Raw genomic sequence first — 25715 nt, forward strand, 5'->3', positions numbered from 1 at the left:
AACAAAAAAAAAAGGGAGACACGCCATGTACCAACATTTTATCGAAGGCTTGCAACGCCTCGGCCGCGCGCTGATGCTGCCGATCGCAATCTTGCCCATCGCCGGCCTCTTGCTGCGCCTGGGCGACACCGACCTGTTGAACATCGCCGTGATGCACGACGCCGGGCAGGCGATCTTCGCCAACCTGGCGCTGATCTTCGCCATCGGCATTGCCGTGGGTTTTGCCCGCGACAATAACGGCACGGCGGGCCTGGCGGGTGCGATTGGCTACTTGGTGATGGTCTCCACGCTCAAGGTGATGGACACCAGCATCAACATGGGCATGCTCGCCGGTATCGCCAGCGGCTTGATGGCGGGCGGGCTGTACAACCGCTTCAAGGACATCAAGCTGCCGGATTACCTCGCCTTCTTTGGTGGGCGGCGGTTTGTGCCGATTGTCACCGGCTTCAGTGCGGTGGGCTTAGGGGTGATATTCGGCCTGATCTGGCCGCCGATTCAGCAAGGTATCAACAGCTTTGGCGTGTTGCTGATGGAAAGCGGCAGCTTCGGCGCGTTCGTGTTCGGCGTGTTCAACCGCCTGCTGATCGTCACCGGCCTGCACCATATCCTCAACAACATGGCGTGGTTTGTGTTCGGCAGCTTTACCGACCCGGTGACCGGCGCCGTCGTCACCGGCGACCTGACCCGCTACTTTGCCGGCGACCCGAAAGGCGGCCAGTTCATGACCGGCATGTTCCCGGTGATGCTGTTCGGCCTGCCCGCCGCGTGCCTGGCGATGTACCGCAACGCATTGCCGGAGCGGCGCAAAGTGATGGGCGGGATTTTCCTCTCGATGGCGCTGACCTCGTTCTTGACCGGGGTGACCGAGCCGATTGAATTTGCGTTCATGTTCCTCGCGCCGTTTTTGTATTTGGTCCACGCGCTGCTCACCGGCCTGTCGATGGCGGTGACCAACCTGTTGAATATCCACTTGGGCTTTACCTTCTCCGGCGGGTTTATCGACATGGTGCTGGGCTGGGGCAAGTCCACCAATGGTTGGCTGGTGTTCCCGGTCGGGCTGGCTTACGCGGTGATCTACTACAGCGTGTTCAACTACTGCATTCGCCGCTTTAACTTGAAGACGCCAGGCCGTGAAGATATTCCGGTGGTGCAGGCCGAAGCGATGAGCGACAACCAACGCGCCAGCGCGTACATCCGTGCGCTGGGCGGCGCGGACAATCTGCTGAGTGTGGGCGCGTGTACCACGCGCTTGCGGTTGGACATGCGCGACCGCAACAAGGTGGTCGACTCCGAACTGAAAGCACTCGGCGCCATGGCCGTGGTTCGGCCAGGCAATGGCGGGAGCTTGCAGGTAGTGGTCGGGCCGATGGCGGACAGCATCGCCGATGAGATTCGCTTGGCGATGCCCGCCTTTGTGGCGACGGTGCCTGTCGCGGTCGCAGCGGTGGATAAGCCGATTGCGGTGAATGAGCAGGAGGCCGAAGAATGGCTGAATGCCTTGGGCGGTCGGGCCAATGTGCGCCAGTTACAAGCGGTGGCGATGACCCGGTTGCGCGTAGAGTTGGGGGATGAATCGGTGGTGTCGCACGATCAGCTCACCGCGCTTGGTTGCCAAGGCGTCAGTCGACTGGACGGCGGTGTTTTGCACCTGCTGGTGGGTGACAATGCTTCGGGGTTGGGTGAGGCGTTGGCACGGTTGGTGGGTGGCAGGGTTTAGAGGTGTAGTGGCTGTTATGGCCCAATCGCGAGCAAGTCGAATCGTCGCACCGCCGCTCCCACATTTGAATGTGTTCACAAATCAAAATGTGGGAGCGGCCTTGCTCGCGATGGGTTCAACAGACGCCCAATAACTCAGGCGCCTGGTTGCAGATCGCTTTAGCCGCCAAACACCAGGTTCGCCGACTGTGCCCCCGCATTTTTCACCGTAAAGTCCTTCGCTTGTGCGGCGGTTTTCAAGGCGTAAGTGTAGTTGGAAGAAGCCGTCCACTGCGCTTTTGGCGACTTCTGATTAGTGATCGCAGGCACACTGCCAATGTCGGTAAATGTGCCGTTGCCTTTATCATCCAACATGCCTTTATTCTCGCTGCCCTCACCGAAGTGGTTGCTCTCGGAAAGAATGTTGGCGTTTTGCGCCAGCGTAAAACCGAGGTGAAACTTGTTGATGTAGTTGTTATAGACGTGGAAGTAGCCATAACGCATCAACCCCGGTGCACGCACTTCCATGTTTTCAAAGCGGTTATGGCAAATCGTCAGGCGTGGGAAACCATTAAAAGCGGTGTTGTTGTCATCGGTCGGGTGGCCAAGGATCAAACCGTACTTGTGGCTGCCAAAGAAGCAGTTGCTGATGGTCGTGTAGTCAGCCTTGTCGCCGATGTACAGCAGCTTGTCGAGGCTGCCATCGTTGGTGGACCAGCCATGGCCTACAAAGGAGCAATGGTCGATCCAGTACTTGCTGCCGTAGTTGAGGTACAGCTGGATGTCATCGTTGTCTTTGATGCTGGCGGAATGCTGGAAGATGATGTTTTGAAAAATAATGTTCTGCGAAGCGGCGGTCGCCCGAAAGTGGATGTTATTGAGCGTACGGTTCTGGAAAGAACCGACCAGGGTTTTGTTCGAGCCCAGGGAAACTTTGGTCAGGCTGGAGGTTGAGATATTGCTGTTGATCACCAACACGCGCGGTGTGGCATCACCGATATTGGCTTTGAGTTGATCAAGGGTGGTGATACTGACAACCGGGCCGGACCAGCCGCCGGTCACTTTAGCGGCTTTGGCAAAGCCGGTGAGGCCAGTGAGTTTGCTTTCTGGATAAGACATGAGTTCCCTCTCTTAAATCATAAGACCCGGTTATTCGGGTCAAGAATGAAACATGGCCGTCCTGGCCATGTGCACATTTACTGTACATTCATACAGTAATTTATAAAAACATCACCGTCAACCCGATTAACTTCACATGATCTTTCCCACGCTCAGCGTGGTAATGCCGCCTTGGACGCTCCGCGCCCAGCGGAAGATTTGGACTGTCTTTGACCATGGTAAAACTCCTGGCAAAAATGGGAGCTACCGGCACCACTTGCAGTTGATGGGTGGCAGCTGTGCACGGGCCTGCAAGACCGAGTCGCCAGGACCCCGGTGACCCTAAGGTCTCCCGCGCACAGCCACCCCTTAGTGACGTCAGTTTCGAGGGGCAACCTGAAAGGTTTGTAAGAAATATCTTAGGCCTCATCGGGAGCAAGCCCCCTCCCACAGTTGACCGGGTTGTCTGTACTACATCACGCCAATGTGGGAGGGGGCTTGCTCCCGATGAGGCCCTGACAGCCAACAAAAAACCCGCTGACCACATTGGCCCAGCGGGTTTCCAGTTTCACAACCAGCGAATCAATCCGAACGCATCACTTCGCCGCAATGCACTCAATTTCCATCTTGGCACTCCAGGCCAACTGGGTGCCGCCGAACGCACTACGCGCCGGGTAAGGCTTTTTGAAATACTCTTTGTAGACGTCGTTGAAAGCTGGCCAGTCCTTAATATCTTCCAGGAAAACCGTGCACTTCACGACGTCGGTCATCGCATAGCCGTTGGCTTTGAGCGTGGTTTTGATGTTTTCCAACGCCTGGCGCGATTCCGGCACGATACCGCCTGGCACCACTTTGTCGGCACCGTGAGCGTCGCCGATTTCCCCGGCGGTGTAGAACACATTGCCTACACGTACGCCATCCGAGAATGGCAGGTCAAAACGCCCGGAATCGTAAAACTGGACGTTGCCCTTGGCCTCGGGCTTAACGGCCCAAGCGGCTCCGGCACCCATCAACATAGCCGCCAGAGCACTGCCTGCGATCCACTGGTTCTTCTTCATCTAGGAACACCTTCTCGACTGGGTCCAAGCCCGAGACATCCACGCGGCCACTGATGCGGATACGTTGTCTCGAAGCACCCGAGCGGCACACTACCGTCGCTGGCGACAAAGCCTCTGTAGGGAGTTTCTGTTTTCCAGGCACAAAAAACCCGCTGTCCGTGATGGCCCAGCGGGTTTCTCGTTTCACAGCCGTCGGATCAAAAATCCGCCAGTTGCCACACCTCATACGCCGGTGTCTCGTAGGGATGGCTTAGCTTGAGCGCAGCCACGACAGCCACCATCAACTCATCCGCCACCACCAGCTCCACCTTCCATTCTTCAACCACTTCAACCTGGCCGACGTGCCCGATAAACGGCTGGCTGCCGTCCAACGCGCGAAACTGGCCTTGGCCCAGCACTTGCCAGGCGCAGCTGTCGTAGTCGCCGATGCGCCCGCCACCCGCTGCGAAGACGGCGGTTTTCACCGTCTCCACATGGCTTGTGGGCACAAAGAAGGCAAGCTTGTACACCGCCTTAGTTCACCCACACGCGAGCGTTGCGGAACATGCGCATCCAGGCGCCGTCTTCGTCCCACTCTTCCGGGCGCCACGAGTTTTGCACAGCGCGGAATACACGCTCCGGGTGCGGCATCATGATGGTCACACGACCGTCGCGGCTGGTGAGGCCGGTGATCCCGCGCGGCGAGCCGTTCGGGTTGGCCGGGTAGGTTTCGGTAACCTTGCCGTGGTTGTCGACGAAACGCATGGCCACGCAGCCGGACAGGTCGGCTTCGAGCAAGGCTTCTTCGTTTTCAAACTCGGCATGGCCTTCACCGTGGGCGATGGCGATTGGCATGCGCGAACCGGCCATGCCTTGCAGGAAGATCGAGTTGGACTCCTGCACTTGCACCATGGCGACACGGGCTTCGAACTGCTCGGAACGGTTACGCACAAAGTGCGGCCAGAACTCGCTGCCCGGGATCAGTTCGCTGAGGTTGGACATCATCTGGCAACCGTTGCACACGCCCAGTGTGAAGCTGTCGTTGCGCTCGAAGAAGCCCTGGAACGCATCGCGGGCACGGCTGTTGAACAGGGCCGATTTGGCCCAGCCTTCACCGGCACCCAATACGTCGCCGTAGGAGAAACCACCGCAGGCAACGAGGCCTTTGAACTCGTTGAGGTCAACGCGACCGGCGAGGATGTCGCTCATGTGCACGTCAATCGCATTAAAACCGGCGCGGTCGAACGCGGCCGCCATTTCCACCTGGCCGTTGACGCCCTGCTCACGCAGTACGGCCACTTGTGGGCGAATGCCTTTTTTGATGTAAGGCGCGGCGATGTCCTGGTTGACGTCGAAGCTGAGCGTGGTGCTCAGGCCCGGGTTGTCTTCTTCCAGGATCGCGTCGAATTCCTGCTCGGCGCACTCAACGTTGTCGCGCAGACGCTGGATCTGGTAGCTGGTTTCAGCCCATTGGCGTTGCAGCAAACGGCGCTGGCCGGCAAACACGGTATCGCCATTGAAGGAGATATTGATTTCACCGTTGTTGATCGGCTGGCCGATCACCGCCACGCAGTCGTCCAGGCCAGCGGCGCTGAATTGCGCGAGCACGTCCGGGGTTGCGTCCTGGCGCACCTGAATCACTGCGCCCAACTCTTCGTTGAACAGGATGCCGTTGATTTCAAACGCATCCTCGGCAACGCTGTCGAGCACGATGTTCAGGCCGCAGTGGCCGGCGAAGGCCATCTCTACCACGCTGGTCAGCAAACCACCGTCGGAGCGGTCGTGGTAAGCCAGCAGGTGGCCGTCGGCATTCAGGCCCTGGATCACGGCGAAGAAGGCTTTGAGGTCTTCGGCGTCATCCACGTCCGGCGCGTGTTTGCCGAGCTTGCCGTGGGTTTGCGCGAGGATCGAGGCGCCCATGCGGTTCTGGCCACGGCCGAGGTCGATCAGGATCAGGTCGGTGGTACCCTTGTCCATGCGCAGTTGCGGGGTCAGGGTCTGGCGGATGTCGGTAACCGGTGCAAAACCGGTGACGATCAGCGACAGCGGCGAAGTAACGCTCTTGTCGGTGCCTTCATCGTTCCAACGGGTGGCCATGGACATCGAGTCCTTGCCCACCGGAATGGTGATCCCCAGCTCCGGGCACAGCTCCATGCCGACTGCTTTCACAGTGTCATACAGGCGCGCGTCTTCACCGGGGTGGCCGGCGGCGGACATCCAGTTGGCCGACAGTTTAATGTCGGACAGCTTGCCGATGCGCGACGCGGCAATGTTGGTGAGGGTTTCACCAATCGCCATGCGGCCCGACGCCGGGGCGTCCAGCAGGGCCAGCGGCGTACGCTCGCCCATGGCCATGGCTTCACCGGTGTAGACGTCGAAGCTGGTGGCGGTGACGGCAACGTCAGCCACCGGCACCTGCCACGGGCCAACCATTTGGTCACGCGCAACCAGGCCAGTGATGGTGCGGTCGCCGATGGTGATCAGGAAGCTTTTGCTCGCCACAGCGGGGTGGTGCAGCACGCGTTCGATGCTGTCGGCCAGTTCCAGCGAACTTGGGTCGAAGTCATCGCCCAACTCGGCTTCACGCACGGCCGAACGGTGCATGCGCGGGGCTTTGCCCAGCAGCACTTCGAGCGGCATGTCGACCGGGTTGTTGCCGAAGTGGCTGTCGGTAACCGTCAGTTGCGGCTCGGCAGTGGCTTCGCCGACCACGGCAAACGGGCAGCGCTCGCGTTCGCAGATGGCCTGGAAGCGCGCAAAGTCTTCAGGGCCAACGGCCAGCACGTAACGTTCCTGGGATTCGTTGCTCCAGATTTCGTGCGGGGCCATGCCCGGCTCGTCGTTTGGAATATTGCGCAGTTCGAAACGGCCACCGCGCTCGCCATCGTTGACCAGTTCCGGGAAGGCGTTGGACAAACCGCCCGCGCCGACGTCGTGGATGAAGCTGATCGGGTTCTTGTCACCCAACTGCCAGCAACGGTCGATGACTTCCTGGCAGCGGCGTTCCATTTCCGGGTTTTCGCGTTGTACGGAGGCGAAATCCAGGTCAGCCGAGCTGGTGCCGGTGGCCATGGAGGACGCAGCGCCGCCGCCGAGGCCGATCAACATCGCCGGGCCGCCGAGGACGATCAGCTTGGAGCCGACCAGAATCTCGGCTTTCTGTACGTGTTCTTCACGGATGTTGCCCATGCCGCCGGCCAACATGATCGGCTTGTGGTAGCCGCGCACTTCATCGCCACGCGGTGTAGTGATGGACTGCTCGAAGGTACGGAAGTAGCCGGTCAGCGCCGGGCGCCCGAATTCGTTGTTGAACGCGGCGCCGCCCAGTGGGCCTTCGATCATGATGTCCAGCGCGGTAACGATGCGCTCGGGCTTGCCGTACGGCACTTCCCACGGCTGTTCGAAACCCGGAATTTGCAGGTTGGACACGGTAAAACCGGTGAGGCCCGCCTTTGGCTTGGCGCCACGCCCGGTTGCACCTTCGTCGCGAATCTCGCCGCCGGAACCGGTGGCTGCGCCAGGGAACGGGGCAATCGCGGTCGGGTGGTTGTGGGTTTCAACCTTCATCAGGATGTGCACCGGCTCCTGCACCGCGCCGTACTGGCGGGTTTCAGGGTCCGGGAAGAAACGCCCGGCAACACTGCCGACGATCACCGAGGCGTTGTCTTTATAAGCCGACAGAACACCTTCGCTGTGCATCACGTAGGTGTTCTTGATCATGCCGAACAGGCTTTTTTCCTGGCTCTGACCGTCGATGTCCCAACTGGCGTTGAAGATCTTGTGACGGCAGTGCTCGGAGTTGGCCTGCGCGAACATCATCAGTTCGATGTCGTGCGGGTTGCGTTTCAAACCGTTGAAGGCGTCGACCAGGTAGTCGATCTCGTCTTCGGCGAGCGCCAGGCCCAGTTCGGTGTTGGCCTTCTCGAGAGCGGCGCGGCCACCGCCGAGCACGTCAATCGCGGTCAGCGGCTTGGGCGCGGCGTGGCTGAACAGGCCGGCAGCCTGTTCCAACTGGCTGACGATGATCTGGGTCATGCGGTCGTGCAGGCTGCTGGCGATCAGCTCGGCCTCGGCATCGCTGAACTGCCCTGCTACATAGAAGGCAATACCGCGTTCCAGGCGCTGGATTTTTTCCAGGCCACAGTTGCGGGCGATGTCGCTGGCCTTGCTCGACCAGGGCGAAATGGTGCCGAACCGTGGCAGCACCAGGAACAAGCGGCCGTCAGGCTCTTGAACAGGAACGCTGGGACCGTACTTCAGAAGGCGTGCGAGCACTTGCTGTTCGTCGGCGGTCAACACGCCGGTAACGTCGGCGAAGTGAGCAAATTCAGCATACAGGCCTGTAACCGCTGGAACCTTTTGGCTCAGTTGTTCAAGGAGTTTGCTGTGGCGAAAGGCAGAAAGGGCAGGAGCGCCGCGCAGGATCAACATCTTCGGGACAGCCTCGGGAAGGGGTGTGCTTTGAGGCCGTGCATTCTAGCGTAAACCTGCGCCAACGGCACCCGAAACGGTACCGCTGGCCGCTGCCGAACGTCAGTTGGCAAGGTTTGCACGGTATCAGGGCAGTATCGCGGACATTGCGCGCAGTTATTTTAACCGTCACAAACCTTCGCCAGCCCACGTTTCTGCGGGCTTCAGCCCGGTTTTGCGGGTGCTAGCAGACAAGCCCCGTGCTGTCGAGATATGGCGCCGTGGGTCGTTTGCGTATACTGCGCAGATGTTCTCCCCTACTGCTTTGCGCCCGCGATGCGCTAAATGGCTCATCGCAACCGGACTCTTCCTGATGCTCAGCGCCTGTGTTGATAAACCCAGCACGCTCGAGCGAATCAAGGAGGATGGCGTATTGCGGGTGATTACCCGGAACAGCCCGGCGACTTATTTCCAGGACCGCAACGGTGAAACCGGTTTCGAATACGAACTGGTCAAGCGTTTTGCCGACGACCTGGGGGTGAAGCTTGAGATCGAGACCGCCGACAACCTCGATGACCTGTTCGGCCAGTTGGGCAAGCCCAAGGGCCCGGTGCTCGCCGCCGCCGGCCTGGTCAGCAGCGAGCAGCGCGAACAACAGGTGCGTTTCTCGCATCCTTACCTCGAAGTGACCCCGCAGATCATCTACCGCAATGGCCAGTCCCGCCCGACCAGTGCGGCGGACTTGGTGGGCAAGAAGATCATGGTGCTTAAAGGCAGCACCCACGCTGAGCAATTGGCCGCGCTGAAAAAGCAGAACCCGGCGATTGAATACGAAGAGTCCGACGCGGTTGAGGTGGTCGACTTGCTGCGCATGGTCGACGAGGGGCAAATCGACCTGACGCTGGTGGACTCCAATGAAGTCGCGATGAACCAGGTGTACTTCCCCAACGTGCGCGTGGCGTTCGACCTCGGCAATGCCAGCAACCAGAGCTGGGCCGTGGCGGCAGGCGATGACAACAGCCTGCTCAACGAGATCAACAGCTACCTCGACAAGGTCGAAAAAAACGGCACCCTGCAGCGCCTCAAAGACCGCTATTACGGGCACGTGGATGTACTCGGCTACGTCGGCGCCTACACCTTCGCGCAGCATTTGCAGCAGCGCCTGCCCAAGTATGAAAAGCACTTTCGCGCGTATGCCAAGGAAGAAAAGGTCGATTGGCGCTTGCTCGCAGCCATCGGCTATCAGGAATCGCTATGGCAACCGGCCGTCACCTCCAAGACCGGCGTACGCGGCCTGATGATGCTGACCCAGAACACGGCCCAGGCAATGGGCGTGTCCAACCGCCTGGATGCCAGGCAAAGCATCATGGGCGGCGCCAAGTACCTGGCCAAGATCAAGGATGAGCTGGACGACAAGATCGCCGAGCCGGACCGCACCTGGTTCGCCCTGGCCGCCTATAACGTCGGCACCGGCCACCTGGACGACGCGCGAATCCTGGCGAAAAAGGAAGGCCTGAACCCGAACAAGTGGCTGGACGTGAAAAAGATGCTCCCGCGCCTGTCGCAGAAGCAGTGGTACAGCAAGACCCGCTACGGCTATGCACGTGGCGGTGAGCCGGTGCATTTTGTGGCTAACATCCGGCGTTACTACGACATCCTCACGTGGGTGACGCAACCGCAGTTGGAAGGTAACCAAGTGGTTGACGGTAACTTGCACGTGCCGGGTGTGGACAAGACCAAGCCGCCGGAAGACAACCCGCAGTTGTGAATCCTGGCCGGCAATTTGGTTGAGACTGATTTTTTTCAACATACAATGCAGTCAACTGTGGGAGCGGGCTTGCTCGCGATTGCGCTGTGTCAGTTGAAAAATACTTATCTGAAACCCCGCAATCGCGAGCAAGCCCGCTCCCACATTTTGATCTGTGCTTGGCTTACAGGCCGGTGACCAAGTGTACAACCCCACCCGCCAATACCATCACCGCCGGCACACCCGCCGCCTTCAACGCCTGCGCATTCAGGCGCCCCGCATCCAGCAACTGCACGCGCACCCGCGTCAGGGCCACGCGCTGTTGCGACTTGAGGTTACCCGCCCCGCCCAACGCACTCAGCACATCGGCCGACAACAAACCCGGTGTCGCCACCGTCGCAGTCTCCGCGATCAAATCCGGCGTCAGGGCCTTCCAGAACGCCTGCTGTAATTTTTCAAACATGCTCAGCCCTCCAAAGCAGGTGAAGTTTCAACGATAGCCGCGTGATAAACGCGCAACACCTCGCGCACTTGCGCGGCCTCTTCCAGGCCCAGCACTTGGCGGGCGATGCGCTGGCAGTCGGCCAAGTCCACACCGCGCACGGTAGCTTTAATGGTCGGAATCAACGGCACACTCACCGACAACTCATCCACGCCCAGCCCGACCAATACCGGCACCGCCAGTGCTTCGGACGCGAGCGCACCGCACACACCCACCCACTTGCCATGCGCATGCGCAGCCTTCACGGTGGTGGCGATCAAACGCAGCACCGAGGGGTGAAAGCTATCCGCCTGGCTGGCCAGGCGCGGGTGGTCGCGGTCCATGGCCAGGGTGTATTGGGTCAGGTCATTGGTGCCGATGGAAAAGAAATCCACATGCGGCGCAAACACATCCGCCATCAACGCAGCGGAGGGCACCTCGATCATGATGCCCAGCTTCGGCAGCTCGGTGAGCCCCAGCGCCAGCGCTTCCTGCTGCAGAAGCTTGCGCGCCAGGTGCAATTCCGAGAGCAGGCTGACCATCGGCAACATGATATGCAGCCGCGTTAAACCGGCACTCGAAAGAATCGCGCGGAACTGCTCGCGCAACAGTTCAGGGCGCTCCAGACACAGGCGAATACCGCGCAAACCAAGGAAAGGGTTGGTCTCGCTTGCCATCGGCACATAGGCCAACGGCTTGTCGCCACCCACGTCCAGCGTACGCACCACCAGGTTGCGCTGGGTGCCCAGGGCGCGGGCGATTGCGCAGTAGGTGCCGGCCTGTTCTTCGGGGCTGGGCGCGCGATTGCGGTCGAGGTAAAGGAACTCCGAACGCAGCAAACCGACGCCCTCGGCACCCAGCGTCAGCGACTGTTCTACCTCGTGTAATGAGGCAACGTTGGCCGTGACCTCAACCTGATGGCCGTCGCGGGTGGTGGCCGGCAACGCTGCCTGCGCCACTTCACGCTGTCGCCTTCGCCCTTGCTGCTGGCGGGCGGCCTGCAGTTGGGCGATTTCGGCAAGGTCGGGTGCCAGGTGCAGATCGCCTTTGTCGGCATCGAGCAGCACTTGTTTGCCGTTGGCCAATGCCAGCACGTCAACCGGCACGCCGCACAACGCCGGCAGGCCGAGCGCACGCGCGAGGATCGCCACGTGGCTGGTCGCACCGCCACCAACGGTGACAAAACCCAGGACCTTGCGCGTATCCAGGCTGGCGGTTTGCGAGGGCGTCAATTGCTCGGCGATCAGGATGGCTTGCTCGGGCAGGTCCCAGGTGCTGTCTTGAATACCCAGGATCAGTTTCAGCACGCGCTGGCCGACATCGGTCAAATCGGCCGCACGTTCGGCGAGCAGCGCATTGCCCAGGCCCTGGAACAATGTGGCGGTCGCCAGCGTGGCGCGGCTCCAGGCAAAGGCAGCGCTTTTGCCGTTGGCCAGCAGGGCATGCGCTTGCTCAAGCAGGGTCGGGTCTTCGAGCAACTCCTGATGGGCACGGAATATCTGTGCCTGCGCGCTGCCGGCCGACGTGGCTTGCAGGGCTCGCAACGCCTCGCTCGCCGCCAGCAGGCCACGCTGCAACGCGGCACGTTCGCCCGCCTCGCCTGCGCCCTGTTCGGTGATCTTCAGTTCAGGCTCAACCACTTGAACCACTTGGCCAAACGCCGACCCCGGTGACGCACATACACCCCGCAGCACGCTTGCCGACGCTACCGGCACTGCGGGCGCAATCGGTTCAACCACCCCGGCAGGTGCCGCAACCGTCTCACCGCAGCCTTCGGCCAACAACGCGGAGAGTGCCTTGATGGCCTCGTCGGCATCCTCGCCCGCCGCACTGACCTGCAAGGTGTCGCCCTGCACCGTTTGCAACGCCATGATCGCTACCAGCGATTTGGCGTTGGCACGCTGGGTGTACTTGTGCAGGTAAATGCTTGCGTTGAAACCCTTTGCCGCGCGGGCAAGCACCGCCGCAGGGCGTGCGTGCAAACCGTTGGCGTTGGGCAAGGTCAGCGGCTCGGAGAACAACGCTTCACCGCCCTCTTGATCCACGGTTTGCACCGCATCGCCCGGCGATACGCGCAGCAGCGGCTGGCCCACCTCCACCACACCGCCACCCGGCATCAGCAGCTCAAACGGCTCGCCGCTGACTACCAGCATCAGGGTCAACAGGCTGCGCGCGTTAAGTGCCACGTAGTCAGCATCGAATTCAATCAGCGGTTCGCCAACCGCGACTCGCTGGCCTTCCTGCACCAGAGCAGTGAACCCCTGACCTGCCAGGTTCACGCTATCCAGGCCGATGTGCAGCAACACCTGCACACCGTTGTCGTCGGTCACGCTGACCGCGTGGCCACTGTTCTGGATATTGCTGATCACGCCGGCCAACGGCGCGCAAAGGGTCTGCGAGGTGGGATCAATGCACAGGCCGTCGCCGATCATGCGACTGGCGAACACCGGGTCGGGCACTTGATCCAGCGCCAGCAGCACGCCGGACAGGGGCGCCAGCAGTTGCAGGGGTTGAGTTGTGGTCATCACTTCACCTGTTGTCGTGTTCTGTAAAAATCATTGGGTGTATGCACAGATCCCACATAAAGCTCACCCACCTGAGTGCGGGTTATTCCCACCAGTATTCGACCTGCACACCCACGTTCGAGCCATGCCGCGCCGTGCCGTAGGCGCCGGTGTCGGACAAGGCCGAGCCCGCCGCCAGTTCATTCGCCGCGCGTTTGGCCGCTTGGTTCCAGGTGGCATAGGTGTAGTACAAACGCACTTCCGGCCGCGCCCAGAAATCTGCCCCGTTAGGCGACCAGGTTGGAGCGAAGGTAAATTTGCTCAGTTTGCGCGTGCCGCCGGCGGCCTCGACTTGATCGTGCCCAAGTTCGCTGACCAGCTTGAACTGCTCGCTGATGGCATACGCCGGGCGCACACCGATGGACATCCAGTTTTGATCGCGGCGGCCTGCGCGAACGTCCTTTTGGTACACCGCCTCGATTTGCCCACCAAAACGCGGCGTCACCTGCCAGTCAAAAAACTCCACGGCGCGGTAGCTTTTGCTGCTCTTGTCCAGAGTGGTGTCGCCGGTATAACCCAACCCGGTGCCGGGGCCTTCACCGTACTGCAAGGCAAATTTGTTTTTGCCGCCGAGGAACGCTTGCTGCACGTGCTGCGCCGTGAGCGCCCAGCCGCTGTTGGCGTCACGCCCACCGGCCTTGTCGATGTAGCTCCAACCCAATTCCAGCTCACCGCCGGGGTTGGTCTTGAAGCCCGCCACGTTAAAGTCGTGACGAGTGACGTATTGCTTCTGGTACAGGTTGTCCTTGCGCGAAAGCGCATAGCTGTACTTGAGGCCGCCGATCAGCACGTCCTCAACACCGCCGCCGGTGGCGCTCTGGTTCCAGTAATAGAAGTCGGAAATATGGATGTCATTACGTTTGTAGTAACGCCGACCGGCCCACAGCGAACCGCCATTCAGGCTCGGCAGGTTGGACCATTGCGCGTACATCTGCGGCATGCGCGCCGAGCCGTTGTCTTCACCCTGAAACTTCAGGGCGCGGTCGTACTGGTTGTACAGCGACGCCATGGCATCGACGCTGAGCACCGAGCCGTCATCGAAGGTCAGCAGGTCCTGACGCACTTCAAATTCGGCGTACTGCTCGCATTCGTTACCCAAACGGTATTTGGTTTGCGCCCCCGGCAATTGGAAACATTGCTGCTTGCCACTGCCGGTTGAAGTACCCGCGCCGCTGCGCAAGTAACCGGCAAATTCCAAGGCATCAGCGGCAAATGGGGCAGTGAAACAGGACGCAAGCAGGCCCAGCTTTAGGGTGGTTTTCATGAAGCACTCCGGTATTTTTATTATGGTTTGGCGAAGCGCCCCTGCACGCTCACGCAGGGGTTGGAGCGGGTCTCAGTCCTTGAGGTGCAGCACAAACGATTCGTAAGCGCGCAACGCCACCGTGCGCGTGAGCACCGGGCTGTCGGGGTAGTTGCTGATCAGCAGGCGTTGCTCGGTGGCCGCGTTGATCACGTGGTCGGGCAGTTGGATTTCGCAGGGTTGGGCGTAAAAGTTGTTCAGCACCAGCAAGCGTTCGCCCTCGCCTTCGCGCAGGTACGCCCAAACCTGGCGGTGGTCTTGCAGCAGTGGGCGATAAATGCCTGTCTGGATCAGCGGCTCGTGGCGGCGCAACGCAATCAGCGCGCGGTAGTGATGCAGCACCGAAGCCGGGTCATCCAACTGAGCTTCGACATTGATCTGCGCCGCGTTGGCCGCCAGGCCGATCCACGGTTCGCCACGGCTGAAACCGGCATTCGCCTCGGCGTTCCACTGCATCGGTGTGCGGCCGTTATCGCGCGACTTTTGCATGATTGCCGCCATGCTCGAGGCCTCGGTCTCACCGGCATCGCGCTTGAGGCGGAAGATGTTCAAGGTCTCGACATCACGGTACTGCTCAATCGTGTCGAAACCCGGGTTGGTCATGCCTATTTCTTCGCCCTGGTACACATACGGCGTGCCGTGCAGGAAGTGCAATGCAGTGGCGAGCATCTTGGCCGAGACCACGCGGTGCTCGCCGTCGTCACCGAACCGCGAGACCACACGCGGCTGGTCATGGTTACACCAGAACAACGCGTTCCAGCCGCCGCCGGCCTGCATGCCCATCTGCCAGTCGGAAAGAATTTGCTTGAGTTGCAAGAAATCAAAATCAGCCTTCACCCACTTTTGCAGGTTCGGGTAATCGACTTTCAAGTGATGAAAGTTGAAGGTCATCGACAGCTCTTTCGACGCCGGGTTTGAATAACGAATGCAGTGGTCCAGGCGGGTCGACGACATTTCGCCGACGTTGATCAGGTCATGCCCTGCGAAGACTTCGCGGTGCATTTGCTGCAGGTATTCATGCACGTTAGGGCCGTCGGTGTAGAAGCGGCGGCCGTCACTGGTGTCTTCGGGGAAATCGGCGGGCTTGGAGATCAGGTTGATCACGTCCAGGCGGAAACCGCCCACGCCTTTGTCGCGCCAGAAGCGCATCAACTTGAACACCTCGGCGCGCACCTTGGGGTTGTCCCAATTCAGGTCGGCCTGGGTGTGGTCGAACAGGTGCAGGTAGTACTGGCCGGTTTGCGCTTCATATTCCCAGGCCGAGCCACCGAACTTGGATTGCCAGTTGTTCGGCTGGTCGCGCCAGATATAAAAGTCGCGGTACGGGTTGTCGAGGCTGCTGCGCGCTTGCTGGAACCACTCATGCTCGATGGAGGTGTGGTTGACCACAATGTCGAGCATCAGCTTGATGCCGCGCTTCGCCGCCGCGCTGATCAGCCGGTCGCAATCGGCCATGCTCCCGTAGCTGGGGTCGATGGCGTAGTAGTCGCTGATGTCGTAGCCATTGTCGCGTTGCGGCGAGCGCAGGAACGGGGTGACCCACAGGTAATCCACGCCGAGCCATTTCAGGTAATCGAGTTTCTCGACGATGCCCAGCAGGTCACCGGTGGCGTTACCCGCGTGGCTGTGGAAGCTTTTTGGGTAGATCTGGTAGATCACCGAGTGCTGCCAGTTGTGCATGGAGACTCCTTCAGCTTGGAATGCAATCAAATGTGGGCGCGGGCTTGCCCGCGAAAGCGCTGGATCAGGCGACGCGATACCCCGGCCGAACAATCTTCATGCTCAACACACAGGTCAAAACAAACGGCACGACAATCGCGATGACCATGCCAACCACAAACACCGCGATGGACTGCGGCACGATCGAGATAAACCCGGGCAAGCCGCCGACGCCGATAGCCGAGGCGGTAACCTTGTTCAGCGAGAGGAAAATGCTGCCCAGCGCCGAGCCCATCAAGGCGGCATAAAACGGAAATTTAAAGCGCAGGTTCACCCCGAACATCGCCGGTTCCGTGATGCCGAAATAAGCCGAAATCGCCGAGGTCGAGGCCATGCTTTTGTCGCGCGCATTGCGGGCCATGTAAAACACCGCGAGCGCCGCGCTGCCTTGGGCCAGGTTGGACATCACGATCATCGGCCAGATAAACGTGCCGCCTTGGGTAGCAATAAGCTGCAGGTCGACGGCGAGGAACATGTGGTGCATGCCGGTGATCACCAGCGGCGCGTACAGCAGGCCGAAAATCGCCCCGCCAACCATCGGCGCCAGGTCAAACAGCGTGACCACGCCTTCGGTGATCAGGATGCCGAGGTGGCGGGTGACTGGGCCGATGATCGCCAGTGCCAGCACGCCGGTGACGACGATGGTGGTGATCGGCACAACCAACAGTTGAATCGCATTAGGCACTCGCGCCCGCAGCCACTTTTCGATCACGCTCATTACGTAGGCGGCCATCAGGATCGGCAGGATCTGGCCTTGGTAGCCGACTTTCTCGATCTGGAACACACCAAAAATGTCGAAGTAAGGGAGGCTTTGGCCGTCGAGGCCGGCCACCGCCTTGCCGTAGTTCCAGGCATTCAGCAGGTCCGGGTGCACGAGCATCAGGCCGAGCACGATGCCAAGGATTTCACTGCCGCCAAAACGCTTGGCCGCCGACCAGCCCACCAACGCCGGCAGGAACACGAACGAGGTATTGGCCATCAGGTTGATCAGGCTCCACAGGCCATCCAGGTTCGGATACGCCTCCAGCAGCGTCTGGCCCTCGATGAACATGCCCTTGGCGCCCATCAAGTTGTTCACGCCCATCAGCAGGCCGGCGATGATCAGCGCAGGCAAAATCGGCATGAACACATCGGAAAACACCCGCACCAGTCGCTGCAGGGCGTTGGTCTTGTCGGCGCCCTTTTGCTTGACGTCGGCGATGGTGGCGGCGGCAAGCCCGGTTTGCTCGCGCAGCGCGGCGTAGACCTTTTCGACTTCACCGGGGCCGATCACCACCTGGAATAAACCGCCGGTGAAGAACGAACCCTGGACCAGATCGACCTGGTTCAGCGCACTGCCATTGACCAGGTTCGGGTCTTTGAGCGCCAGGCGCAGGCGGGTTACGCAGTGCGCGGCTTGTTCAAGGTTGTCGCGGCCGCCGAGGTTTTCGAGAATCTGGCGGGCAATAGCGCAATAGTCGTGGCTCATGCTTGGTATCCACTTTGATTTTTTTATTTAGGGGCAGTCATTGGCAGCACGCCGAGGGCAAACTTACTCGTCTGTACGAGTGATAGCAATAACTCGTATAGACGAGTTACACAAAGTATATTTTCTGAATATGAAGTCGGACATTTCCGATAGTCCACCGGTGTGCAATGGACAAAGGCCACCTCTGCCACTAAGGTTCCTGCCTTGAACGCGCAGTCCACCTTCATCGCGTCGGGCACAGAGCTATCCCCATGAGTAAATACAACCAGATCTATACCGATCTGCTTGCCAGCATCACCACGGAACGCCTGCAGCGCGGCACACGCCTTCCCTCCGAAACCGAACTGATGGATGCCTACCAAGCCAGCCGCGGCACCGTGCGCCGTGCTATCGAGCAGTTGCAGGAACGTGGTTTTGCACAAAAAATTCATGGCAAAGGCACCTTCGTGCTGTCGCCCAAACCGATTGAATTTCAAATGGGCGGCATCGTCAGCTTCCACGAAACCCACGCCGACCTGGGCGACGACGTACGCACCGAAGTCGTCGAATTCACTCAGTTAGCGCTGGAAGATTCGCTGCTGCAGCACATCGAAGCCGAGCCCGGCACGCTGATCACGCGCATCAAACGGGTGCGACGCATCGGCGGCAAACGGGTGATCCTCGACATCAACCATTTCGTCGCCGAGCTGATCCCGGGGCTGGACCGGGTCATCGCCGAACAGTCGATCTACGCGTTTATCGAGCAAACGCTGGAACTGCAGATCAGCTACGCGCAACGCACCATCGAAGCCCTGCCCCGCAGCAAAGATGACCAGGCGCACCTGGACCTCGACGGCCAAAGCCACGTGATCGTGGTGAGCAACCAGACGTTTTTGCAGGACGGGCGGCAGTTCGAGTACACCGAGTCGCGGCATACGCTGGACAAGTTTTACTTTTCGGACATTGCGCGGCGCTAAGCCTTCAGGCTTGCGCAGCAGGCTCGGCGGGCACCAGTGACGCGAGGATCGCGTCGCGACTGGCCGTAAGAATTTCATCTGCCAATGACGAGTCGTCGGGGCAAGCCCGCGACATCACAATCGCGCCGAGCGCCTGCGCCATAGCGGCAAGCCGCGTGGCGCGAGCCTGGGCGCCCTCTTCGCCTTGGGCCGTCACGGCGTCAGCACACAGCAACCCCAACTGTGTCTCGATACCGGCGGCAAAAGCCGCTCGAACCTCGTCCTCTTTACGCGCGGCGTCCCCGCACAGTGCAGCCATCGTACAGCCGGCGGTGCGGTCGTCACGGTGCTCGCGAGCAAGGTAAACCCGCACAAACTCAGCCGCCGACGCACCCTCCGCCAGCGCGGCAGACTGAGCCATGCCGCACGTCGCCGCTTGCGCCATCAAATCCGCCTTGGAGCGGAAATGTTTGTAAAAGCCGCCCTGGGTAAAGCCCGCAGACGCCATCAAATCGGCAATGCCGACGCCATCGAAGCCGCGCTCTCGAAACAGCGCCGACGCCGTTTCAATGATGTGCGCGCGATTTGCTTGCGCCTGTTGCTTAGTGACTTTCATGCTTGACCCAAACGTTGTTCACACAAGCTGCGAGTATACATTGATGTTGATCGACATCAAACCGTTGACATTTTAGAGTTCAGTCGTAATTATTAAAGCCAGTCCCCACACCAGAAGCTGAACACCATGCCTGAGCAAGCACTGTTTGAACCTTATTCCTTGGGCAATCTGACGCTGACCCATCGCACCGTGATGGCGTCGCTGACACACAACCGTGCCTCGGCAGAGTTGGTCATTACCGAAGCCACACACATTTCTGCGTAAACGCAGGGCTATCCAAAAGGAAACTCTCAATGAAAACGCTACCCACTGTGCTTGTCACCGGCGCTTCCAGCGGCATTGGCGCCCTCTATGCCCAACGATTTGCTCAACGCGGGCATAACCTCGTGCTCGTCGCACGCGACAAAGCGCGACTGGGGGCCTTGGCGGTGCGACTGCGCGAGGAGCACGCGGTTGCTGTGGAGGTGCTGCAAGCCGACTTGACCCACCCTGATGACCTCACGCGCATCGAAACGCGCCTGCGTGACGACGCCGAGATCGGCATCTTGATCAACAATGCCGGCATCGCCCACTCGGGGGCCTTCACTCAACAAAGCGCTGAGGCCATCACCGCGCTGATCACGCTCAATGTGGTTGCGTTGACGCGACTCGCCGCAGCAGTTGCCCCGCGTTTCGCGCAGTCCGGTGCAGGCTCGATCGTCAACATCGGCTCGGTGGTCGGTTTGGCGCCCGAATTTGGCATGACGGTTTACGGCGCCAGCAAGGCATTCGTGCTGTTCCTGTCGCAAGGCCTGAACCTGGAATTGGCGCCCCAAGGCGTCTACGTACAGGCGGTACTGCCGGCCGCAACCCGCACCGAAATCTGGGAGCGCGCAGGGTTCGACGTCAACACGCTCTCCGAGGTGATGGACGTTGAGGAATTGGTCGACGCCGCACTGGTCGGCTTCGACCGCCGCGAGCTGGTGACCATTCCGCCGCTGCACGTTGCAGACCGTTGGGATGCACTGGATGGCGCGCGCCAAGGGCTGCTGTCGGACATTCGGCAAGCGCATGCCGCCGAGCGCTATCAACCACAAGCCTGAGCGTTGCCCTTCACACCAAGGTAGTCACGATGAGTCGCTCAACCCCGGACCCGCTCGCCGCGCGGTCTTACATCAACGCACCGAACAAGCTAGCCATGGTCGCCGGTACGGCCTTCGCCTATCGCGAGTTGGGTGTGCAGGCCGGCGTACCGCTGATCCTGCTCAACCATTGGGCCGCCGTGCTGGACAATTTTGATCCACGCGTCGTCGATGGCCTTGCACGCCATCATCGGGTGATCGCTATCGACTATCGAGGAGTCGGGTTATCCAGTGGCAGCGCGCCGCTCACGATAGACGAGATGGCCCAGGACACGCTCGAGTTGATCCGCACAATGGGCTTTGCGCAGGTCGATGTGTTGGGCTTTTCGCTGGGTGGTTTTGTCGCGCAAGCCTTAGCGCTGAGGGCACCGGGTGTTGTGCGCAAGCTCATATTGGCCGGGACTGGCCCGGCAGGCGGCCCCGGCATTGATCGCGTCGGCGCGTTGTCTTGGCCGCTGATGCTCAAGGGCGCGCTGACCTTGCGCGATCCCAAATTTTATCTGTTTTTCACCTCCACACGCAGTGGCAGACAAGCAGCACGCGCCTTTCTAAAAAGGCTAAAAGAACGCGTTGTCGACCGCGACAAAGGGCTGACACCTCGCGCTTTTTTACGCCAACTGCACGCTATAAAAGCCTGGGGGCGCCAGGCACCGCAAGACCTGGCCCGCCTGCAAATGCCCGTGCTCATCGCCAATGGCGACAACGACATCATGGTACCGACAGCGTTGAGTCGCGATATGGCCCTACGCATCCCCCACGCGCAACTGGTGATCTACCCGGATGCGGGCCATGGCGGCGTGTATCAGCACCACGCTGACTTTGTGACCAGAGCGTTGGCGTTCCTGGCCTGACATCGCCTCAGGTTCACGCAGCCCATCCGGTTTTCCAAGACGCATAACATCGGAATCACAACACCATGAAAGCAGTCACCTTCAAGCGCTATGGCAAGTCGCCTGACATCGGGTTAGCGCAAGTTTCCCGCCCGACCATCAAGCCGAACGAACTGCTGGTCGAAGTTCACGCGGCCGGGTTGAACCCCATCGACAACATGATACCTGCGGGCATCTTCAAAGCGGTGTTGACGTTTCAACTGCCGGCTATTTTGGGCAGCGACCTGGCCGGCGTGGTAGTAGAGATCGGCAGCGCTGTTACACGGTTTAAAGTCGGTGATGCCATTTTTGCCAGCCTGTTTGACCTCGGCACCGGCTCACTCGCCGACTACGCCGCCGTACCGGAAAGTGCCGCCGCGCTGAAACCTTCGAACCTCGATTTTGTGCAAGCAGCTTCCCTGCCGATGGCAGGACTTACGGCGTGGCAAGCGCTGAAAGAGCGCGCGAATCTGCAACCGGGCCAGAAAGTATTCATACCGGCGGGTTCTGGGGGCATAGGCACTTTTGCCATCCAACTGGCGAAACACCTGGGCGCCACAGTGGCCACAACCACCAGCACCGCGAACGTCGAGTGGGTGCGCAGCTTGGGTGCAGACGAGGTGATTGATTATAAAAAGCAGGAATTTGAGCAGGTGCTGCGCGGCTACGACGTGGTGCTCGGCACAACAAAAGGTGACGCTATTGAGAAATCCGTCGGCATCCTGCGGCCTGGGGGCAAGATTATTTCCCTCGTTGGGCCACTGGATAAAGCCTTTGCCCGCGCTCGGCGGTTAAATGGCTTGCTTGGGTTTGTATTCGGGCTGATGAGCCGCAAGATTATTCGGCTTTCGAAAAAGCGCGGTGTTTCGTACGGGTTTCTTTTTGTGCGCCCTGACGGTGGGCAACTGAATGAAATGGGTGGGCTCGTTGATGCGGGGATTATCCGCCCGGTGATCGACAGGGTTTTTCCGATGGAACAGGCGGAGGAGGCGCTCAAGTATCTGGCGCAGGGTCGTGCCAAGGGGAAGGTTGTGGTGAACGTTAGGTAAAGGTTTTAAGAGCGATGCGGGGTTAACTCCGTTCGCAGAGTTATCGAAAGGCTATTTATCGTGGGGTTTATAGTTTACTGCCTCGTTATGCACGAAGGGCGCCTTGCGGCGCCCTTCGTGTTCATATCACTCCCACTCAATTGTAAATAAGCAAAAAAAAACCAGTAAAAGCTGGACAAAAACCAAAAGCAAATATCCGATACCACTAAAAATACCATTTAATGATTGTTCTCCAAAGCGCTGCCGCATGGCATATCGGTATCCTCACGCTCACTCGCCGACCCCAATATTTCACTAGCCTCAGGACCAGCAGCAGCTATCTGCCGCATCACAATAGCCAACTCATCGACCTCGCCACCGCGGCGAACCTCGGCGAGGAGTTCCGCAGCGTACGTCGGATTGTTGCGAAAGTAATAGGCCATCGCTTCGTTATGCGGTCTGTCTTTCATTCGATCCTACCAGCCACCTATGGTTGCAAATTCGACGATGCCTACAGCACCGATTCGGTCGCTAGACCAGAGAATGGCCCTGGCCTTTAAGTCGTATATGTAGCCGAAAGAAGATGGCAGAATAGTGGCGATTGTGATTGCCTCATCCAGCAAGCATGAACTACCCTGACCTCAGGAGCAGATAAGGCTCTGTCCACGTTGCTGAACTTACCTATGTTTACGTCTTGGCCGCTGAGTTGAGCATCTGCCAAATTGGTCGTATTCAAAGTCAGGAAACGTGGCGGACCTTGAAAAGGTCTACATCAGAAGGAGTTAACGCTGCAATGGAATTTTTGAAAGATTTTCTAGCCGATCCAATTGTTAGTTCTATTGGCTATGTATTGACAGTCGTATCGGGAATCATCGCTATTGCGCAAACGGTTGGAAAATCGAAGGCAAAAGAAGAAGCAAGTCAACTACACAGCGTTGTATCTAACGTGACAGAGGAAAACAACAAATTAAAGCTTCAGATTGAAAGCATAAATGTGACCCAAGGAGAAAAGTCGCAATTCTTCCAAGGTAACTCTGGCGCCGTTAATATAGACAATAGAGGGTAGCATGGGACAGGGTGTCGTTTTTAAGGACAATAATGGACCTGTCCACATCGAAACTGATCGACGCATTGCTCGCTCTAGCGTTCTCGGAAAACTTATCGAAATTATTGCCACTTCAGAGCCAGACCCTGTCGACTTGACAAGGGAGCCTTCTGAGACAGAAAGAAAAATTGTTTTTAATGATCTTGAGACCCATCAATGGGTTATAAAGCAGTATATTGCCAATGCATTACTGGTTGATGGCTCTATTACCCAGCTCAACAAGATGATTAATGGCGGAAGCACTAAGCTAAAGCGCCAGATGAGAATATTTTATTGCAAGGCCTTAGCGGAATTTAGAGTCTTAAAGTTCCCTGAAGATCTCGAAAGACTGAGAGCACACTCTGATAATATTGTCGCAAGGGTTCTTGTTTTAGTTGAGGATTTTGTTAAATCTTCATCTGACCTTCAGAGCGGCTATTATGATGAAGACATCGAATTTGGAGTGGTGCTCATTACAAGTTACTCAATCATTGAATGCATTGTGCTAGAAAACCCAAATGATCACAATTGATTCGGATCCTATTTTAAATCCGGTCTATATCGGAGCTGCAATTCTGAGCGAGCTAGCTTCGACTGACTATACTGAGGCTGAAATAGAACATTTATATGAAACGATTAAATCTAAATTTGACGTTTCTTATGAGGTATTTACTTTCGCCCTAGATTGGCTTTATGTAGTTGGAGCTATTGACCTCAATTCGAATGGATGCATAGCGTATGCAGTTGTATAGCTTAAGAGTTATCAAAAATGGCGACACCTTAAGAGAGATCTTTTTTAAAGAAGGTCTCAACTTAATTATAAATGCCGACTCCAGCGTTGCAAAAAGCGGTAATAGTGTAGGTAAATCCACACCCTCAAGACTGCTTGATTATATTTTCATGTCCTCTGGTGAGGACATTTACACTGACTCTGAGTTCAACAAGATCATTCCCGAAGTGGCGAATTTCATTGATTCGAACCAGATAGTTATAGAACTGGAATTTTACGGTTTCGACGGCAAAAAACATTCTGCTGGAAGGACGCTAAAAAGAAACTCAAAGGAGTATATTTTTTTCATCGAGGGGAAGGCTGTACCAAAGCAGAAGTATGTTGAACTTGTTTCCCAACAAATATTTGGACAGCGCGAAGAGAAGCCCTCAATAAGAAACCTCAGCCACAAATTCATTCGCAATACAAATGAAAAAATGCAAAATACGGCAAAATTTTTGCACGTAAATACCAAACCAGATGTCTACGACCAAGTTTACCTTTATCTTTTTGGATTTTCCGGTCTAAGCCTTTTAAAAGAAAAGGCTGACTTCAACAATCAAATATCTTTAAAAAAGAAGCATTTAGCTGCGTATAGAAACCCGCACAAAGAAAGTGCGTTAGTCAAAATGATAAAACCATTGGAAGCGGAAGAAGTAACCTTAAAATCTAAAATCTCTGAATTTGATTTCAAAGACACCCAGGAAGCAAGTGTCAGAGAATTAGTTAGGATACAAGGTGAGATTTCGGACCTAACAATCACCTACTCTGAAATTGAAGCTAAAATCAACCATTTATCGAAGTCAATTAGCAAGCTACGAAATGATGCATCGAATGTTAATGGCAAAGAACTATCTGAAATATATGCCGAAGCAGGCGTGTCTATAAGTAGCGATTTGAGACGTAGTTACGAAGATCTAGTTGTCTTTCACAACAAGGTATTGTCGAACAAAATTGCGCTAATACAACGGGAATTTATCGAAGCTCAAGAGAGCTCAGCATTTATACGATTAACAATGAATAAACTTCAGGCATTGGAGTCCAGCGTTTTCAAAAACATTAACGAGCCTGACACATTAAAATCTATAGGACAGATGTATAATGCATTATCCTTAATAAGAGAGGAAATCGCCGGCACAAAGGCACTTCTTCTGAAAATTGAAGACACAAAGGATATCATAGCCACACTAGAATCCGGCAAGGATTTAGTCGTGCAGCAAATCCAAGGCAATATAGCCTCACTTGAAAGCAATGTTGAGCTCTTCAATATATATTTTGGTGAACTTAGTAAATCCTTTTATGATGAGAGATATATTTTTGACCTTTTTTTCGATGTAGACAAAGAAAAGTGCGAGTTCGATATAATATGCATCACCCCAAATTCCACTGGCGGAAAAAAGAAGGGTGAACTAAGCGCTTTTGACTTAGCTTACATCCAATTTGTCAACGCTACGAAAATCAAACGCCCAACATTTGTCATTCATGACAGCATTGAAGATGTTGATGTCAATCAAGTTTTCGATATTTTCCAGGCTGCTAATAAATTGCATGGACAGTACATCGTTGCAGTGCTTAGCGACAAGATTTCGGACGACAGATTTAGCGTCTTCAAAAAGGAATCAGTAATATTGGAGCTCTCCGAAAGCAACAAGTTTTTTAAAATATAGCCAGACGGATTGAATGACTAGCCAGCTCATTCGATCCCATTGATTCTTGATCGCTCGAAATTAGTACGGAAAGGGGTCTACAATCCAATCCAGCATTGCGTTTT

22 protein-coding genes are annotated in these 25715 nt (G+C 57.5%); 11 read left to right on the forward strand and 11 right to left on the reverse strand.

Features of this window, described 5'->3' with window-relative positions; all coding sequences use genetic code 11:
* Positions 1 to 25: 25 nt before the first annotated feature.
* Positions 26 to 1717, forward strand: coding sequence for an N-acetylglucosamine-specific PTS transporter subunit IIBC (gene nagE / locus ACOZK9_RS01105; protein ID WP_058414823.1), 1692 nt, complete (start codon positions 26 to 28; stop codon positions 1715 to 1717).
* A 158-nt stretch (positions 1718 to 1875) separates the two neighbouring features.
* Here nagE and ACOZK9_RS01110 read toward each other — a convergent pair whose 3' ends face one another.
* The 4 genes from ACOZK9_RS01110 to purL form a co-directional block, all read right to left on the reverse strand.
* Positions 1876 to 2814 (reverse strand): pectate lyase family protein, encoded by a 939-nt coding sequence (locus ACOZK9_RS01110; protein WP_152748767.1) that lies wholly within the window; start codon positions 2812 to 2814, stop codon positions 1876 to 1878.
* A 575-nt stretch (positions 2815 to 3389) separates the two neighbouring features.
* Positions 3390 to 3851, reverse strand: coding sequence for a RidA family protein (locus ACOZK9_RS01115; RefSeq protein WP_063613639.1), 462 nt, complete (start codon positions 3849 to 3851; stop codon positions 3390 to 3392).
* 197 nt (positions 3852 to 4048) lie between these two features.
* Complete coding sequence (locus ACOZK9_RS01120; RefSeq protein WP_058414825.1) at positions 4049 to 4360, reverse strand: YqfO family protein; 312 nt, start codon at positions 4358 to 4360, stop codon at positions 4049 to 4051.
* Between the two features lie 4 nt (positions 4361 to 4364).
* Positions 4365 to 8261 (reverse strand): phosphoribosylformylglycinamidine synthase, encoded by a 3897-nt coding sequence (gene purL, locus ACOZK9_RS01125; protein ID WP_058414826.1) that lies wholly within the window; start codon positions 8259 to 8261, stop codon positions 4365 to 4367.
* 286 nt (positions 8262 to 8547) lie between these two features.
* Here purL and mltF point away from each other — a divergent pair, with 286 nt between their 5' ends.
* Complete coding sequence (mltF, locus tag ACOZK9_RS01130; protein WP_058414827.1) at positions 8548 to 10008, forward strand: membrane-bound lytic murein transglycosylase MltF; 1461 nt, start codon at positions 8548 to 8550, stop codon at positions 10006 to 10008.
* Positions 10009 to 10171: 163 nt separating this feature from the next.
* On the opposite strand, the gene ACOZK9_RS01135 is transcribed toward mltF, so the two are convergent.
* The 5 genes from ACOZK9_RS01135 to treP form a co-directional block, all read right to left on the reverse strand.
* Positions 10172 to 10450 carry a PTS sugar transporter subunit IIB gene (locus tag ACOZK9_RS01135; protein ID WP_421555111.1) on the reverse strand — a complete coding sequence of 93 codons (279 nt, stop codon included), beginning with the start codon at positions 10448 to 10450 and terminating at the stop codon, positions 10172 to 10174.
* Between the two features lie 2 nt (positions 10451 to 10452).
* Complete coding sequence (ptsP, locus tag ACOZK9_RS01140; protein WP_421555112.1) at positions 10453 to 12993, reverse strand: phosphoenolpyruvate--protein phosphotransferase; 2541 nt, start codon at positions 12991 to 12993, stop codon at positions 10453 to 10455.
* Between the two features lie 82 nt (positions 12994 to 13075).
* The gene (locus tag ACOZK9_RS01145; RefSeq protein ID WP_421555113.1) at positions 13076 to 14296 is read right to left on the reverse strand and encodes a maltoporin; all 1221 of its coding nucleotides are present in this window, start codon (positions 14294 to 14296) and stop codon (positions 13076 to 13078) included.
* Between the two features lie 72 nt (positions 14297 to 14368).
* Positions 14369 to 16015: an alpha,alpha-phosphotrehalase gene (gene treC / locus ACOZK9_RS01150; protein WP_421555114.1), complete on the reverse strand. Its 1647-nt coding sequence runs from the start codon at positions 16013 to 16015 to the stop codon at positions 14369 to 14371.
* Positions 16016 to 16079: 64 nt separating this feature from the next.
* A complete protein-coding gene (gene treP / locus ACOZK9_RS01155; RefSeq protein ID WP_421555115.1) occupies positions 16080 to 17522 on the reverse strand; it encodes a PTS system trehalose-specific EIIBC component in 1443 nt (480 codons plus the stop codon).
* Positions 17523 to 17773: 251 nt separating this feature from the next.
* Between treP and treR the strand changes: the two genes are divergently transcribed.
* A complete protein-coding gene (gene treR, locus ACOZK9_RS01160; protein ID WP_058414833.1) occupies positions 17774 to 18478 on the forward strand; it encodes a trehalose operon repressor in 705 nt (234 codons plus the stop codon).
* A gap of 4 nt (positions 18479 to 18482) precedes the next feature.
* On the opposite strand, the gene ACOZK9_RS01165 is transcribed toward treR, so the two are convergent.
* Positions 18483 to 19073 (reverse strand): TetR family transcriptional regulator, encoded by a 591-nt coding sequence (locus tag ACOZK9_RS01165; RefSeq protein WP_058414834.1) that lies wholly within the window; start codon positions 19071 to 19073, stop codon positions 18483 to 18485.
* Positions 19074 to 19199: 126 nt separating this feature from the next.
* Between ACOZK9_RS01165 and ACOZK9_RS01170 the strand changes: the two genes are divergently transcribed.
* The 4 genes from ACOZK9_RS01170 to ACOZK9_RS01185 all read left to right on the forward strand — a co-directional run bounded on the left by ACOZK9_RS01170 (position 19200) and on the right by ACOZK9_RS01185 (position 22112).
* Complete coding sequence (locus ACOZK9_RS01170) at positions 19200 to 19337, forward strand: hypothetical protein (RefSeq protein WP_421555116.1); 138 nt, start codon at positions 19200 to 19202, stop codon at positions 19335 to 19337.
* A 29-nt stretch (positions 19338 to 19366) separates the two neighbouring features.
* Positions 19367 to 20155 carry an SDR family NAD(P)-dependent oxidoreductase gene (locus ACOZK9_RS01175; protein ID WP_421555117.1) on the forward strand — a complete coding sequence of 263 codons (789 nt, stop codon included), beginning with the start codon at positions 19367 to 19369 and terminating at the stop codon, positions 20153 to 20155.
* 29 nt (positions 20156 to 20184) lie between these two features.
* Positions 20185 to 21045, forward strand: a complete 861-nt coding sequence (locus ACOZK9_RS01180; RefSeq protein ID WP_421555118.1) for an alpha/beta fold hydrolase — start codon at positions 20185 to 20187, stop codon at positions 21043 to 21045.
* A gap of 65 nt (positions 21046 to 21110) precedes the next feature.
* Complete coding sequence (locus tag ACOZK9_RS01185) at positions 21111 to 22112, forward strand: NADP-dependent oxidoreductase (protein ID WP_421555119.1); 1002 nt, start codon at positions 21111 to 21113, stop codon at positions 22110 to 22112.
* A 218-nt stretch (positions 22113 to 22330) separates the two neighbouring features.
* Here ACOZK9_RS01185 and ACOZK9_RS01190 read toward each other — a convergent pair whose 3' ends face one another.
* Positions 22331 to 22561 (reverse strand): hypothetical protein, encoded by a 231-nt coding sequence (locus ACOZK9_RS01190; RefSeq protein WP_421555120.1) that lies wholly within the window; start codon positions 22559 to 22561, stop codon positions 22331 to 22333.
* A gap of 323 nt (positions 22562 to 22884) precedes the next feature.
* Between ACOZK9_RS01190 and ACOZK9_RS01195 the strand changes: the two genes are divergently transcribed.
* From ACOZK9_RS01195 to ACOZK9_RS01210, 4 genes are read left to right on the forward strand one after another with little or no spacing between them, the layout of a single operon-like run.
* A complete protein-coding gene (locus ACOZK9_RS01195; protein WP_078803735.1) occupies positions 22885 to 23157 on the forward strand; it encodes a hypothetical protein in 273 nt (90 codons plus the stop codon).
* Between the two features lies 1 nt (position 23158).
* A complete protein-coding gene (locus tag ACOZK9_RS01200) occupies positions 23159 to 23707 on the forward strand; it encodes a hypothetical protein (protein ID WP_421555121.1) in 549 nt (182 codons plus the stop codon).
* On the forward strand, positions 23694 to 23927 hold the full coding sequence (locus ACOZK9_RS01205) for an ABC-three component system middle component 6 (protein ID WP_078803739.1): 234 nt from the start codon (positions 23694 to 23696) through the stop codon (positions 23925 to 23927). The genes ACOZK9_RS01200 and ACOZK9_RS01205 overlap by 14 nt, the downstream gene beginning before the upstream one ends.
* Positions 23914 to 25611 carry a DUF2326 domain-containing protein gene (locus tag ACOZK9_RS01210; protein WP_421555122.1) on the forward strand — a complete coding sequence of 566 codons (1698 nt, stop codon included), beginning with the start codon at positions 23914 to 23916 and terminating at the stop codon, positions 25609 to 25611. The genes ACOZK9_RS01205 and ACOZK9_RS01210 overlap by 14 nt, the downstream gene beginning before the upstream one ends.
* Positions 25612 to 25715: the final 104 nt, after the last annotated feature.

The organism is Pseudomonas kitaguniensis (genome assembly GCF_049199985.1).
In the GTDB taxonomy this organism is placed as follows: Bacteria; Pseudomonadota; Gammaproteobacteria; order Pseudomonadales; family Pseudomonadaceae; genus Aquipseudomonas; species Aquipseudomonas kitaguniensis.

What these genes read in the sequence shown, in the direction of transcription:
- nagE (WP_058414823.1), top strand. Translation starts at nt 26, where the DNA reads ATGTACCAACATTTTATCGAAGGCTTGCAACGCCTCGGCCGCGCGCTG.
- ACOZK9_RS01110 (WP_152748767.1), bottom strand. Translation starts at nt 2,814, where the DNA reads ATGTCTTATCCAGAAAGCAAACTCACTGGCCTCACCGGCTTTGCCAAA.
- ACOZK9_RS01115 (WP_063613639.1), bottom strand. Translation starts at nt 3,851, where the DNA reads ATGAAGAAGAACCAGTGGATCGCAGGCAGTGCTCTGGCGGCTATGTTG.
- purL (WP_058414826.1), bottom strand. Translation starts at nt 8,261, where the DNA reads ATGTTGATCCTGCGCGGCGCTCCTGCCCTTTCTGCCTTTCGCCACAGC.
- mltF (WP_058414827.1), top strand. Translation starts at nt 8,548, where the DNA reads ATGTTCTCCCCTACTGCTTTGCGCCCGCGATGCGCTAAATGGCTCATC.
- ACOZK9_RS01135 (WP_421555111.1), bottom strand. Translation starts at nt 10,450, where the DNA reads ATGTTTGAAAAATTACAGCAGGCGTTCTGGAAGGCCCTGACGCCGGAT.
- ptsP (WP_421555112.1), bottom strand. Translation starts at nt 12,993, where the DNA reads ATGACCACAACTCAACCCCTGCAACTGCTGGCGCCCCTGTCCGGCGTG.
- ACOZK9_RS01145 (WP_421555113.1), bottom strand. Translation starts at nt 14,296, where the DNA reads ATGAAAACCACCCTAAAGCTGGGCCTGCTTGCGTCCTGTTTCACTGCC.
- treC (WP_421555114.1), bottom strand. Translation starts at nt 16,015, where the DNA reads ATGCACAACTGGCAGCACTCGGTGATCTACCAGATCTACCCAAAAAGC.
- treP (WP_421555115.1), bottom strand. Translation starts at nt 17,522, where the DNA reads ATGAGCCACGACTATTGCGCTATTGCCCGCCAGATTCTCGAAAACCTC.
- treR (WP_058414833.1), top strand. Translation starts at nt 17,774, where the DNA reads ATGAGTAAATACAACCAGATCTATACCGATCTGCTTGCCAGCATCACC.
- ACOZK9_RS01165 (WP_058414834.1), bottom strand. Translation starts at nt 19,073, where the DNA reads ATGAAAGTCACTAAGCAACAGGCGCAAGCAAATCGCGCGCACATCATT.
- ACOZK9_RS01170 (WP_421555116.1), top strand. Translation starts at nt 19,200, where the DNA reads ATGCCTGAGCAAGCACTGTTTGAACCTTATTCCTTGGGCAATCTGACG.
- ACOZK9_RS01175 (WP_421555117.1), top strand. Translation starts at nt 19,367, where the DNA reads ATGAAAACGCTACCCACTGTGCTTGTCACCGGCGCTTCCAGCGGCATT.
- ACOZK9_RS01180 (WP_421555118.1), top strand. Translation starts at nt 20,185, where the DNA reads ATGAGTCGCTCAACCCCGGACCCGCTCGCCGCGCGGTCTTACATCAAC.
- ACOZK9_RS01185 (WP_421555119.1), top strand. Translation starts at nt 21,111, where the DNA reads ATGAAAGCAGTCACCTTCAAGCGCTATGGCAAGTCGCCTGACATCGGG.
- ACOZK9_RS01190 (WP_421555120.1), bottom strand. Translation starts at nt 22,561, where the DNA reads ATGAAAGACAGACCGCATAACGAAGCGATGGCCTATTACTTTCGCAAC.
- ACOZK9_RS01195 (WP_078803735.1), top strand. Translation starts at nt 22,885, where the DNA reads ATGGAATTTTTGAAAGATTTTCTAGCCGATCCAATTGTTAGTTCTATT.
- ACOZK9_RS01200 (WP_421555121.1), top strand. Translation starts at nt 23,159, where the DNA reads ATGGGACAGGGTGTCGTTTTTAAGGACAATAATGGACCTGTCCACATC.
- ACOZK9_RS01205 (WP_078803739.1), top strand. Translation starts at nt 23,694, where the DNA reads ATGATCACAATTGATTCGGATCCTATTTTAAATCCGGTCTATATCGGA.
- ACOZK9_RS01210 (WP_421555122.1), top strand. Translation starts at nt 23,914, where the DNA reads ATGCAGTTGTATAGCTTAAGAGTTATCAAAAATGGCGACACCTTAAGA.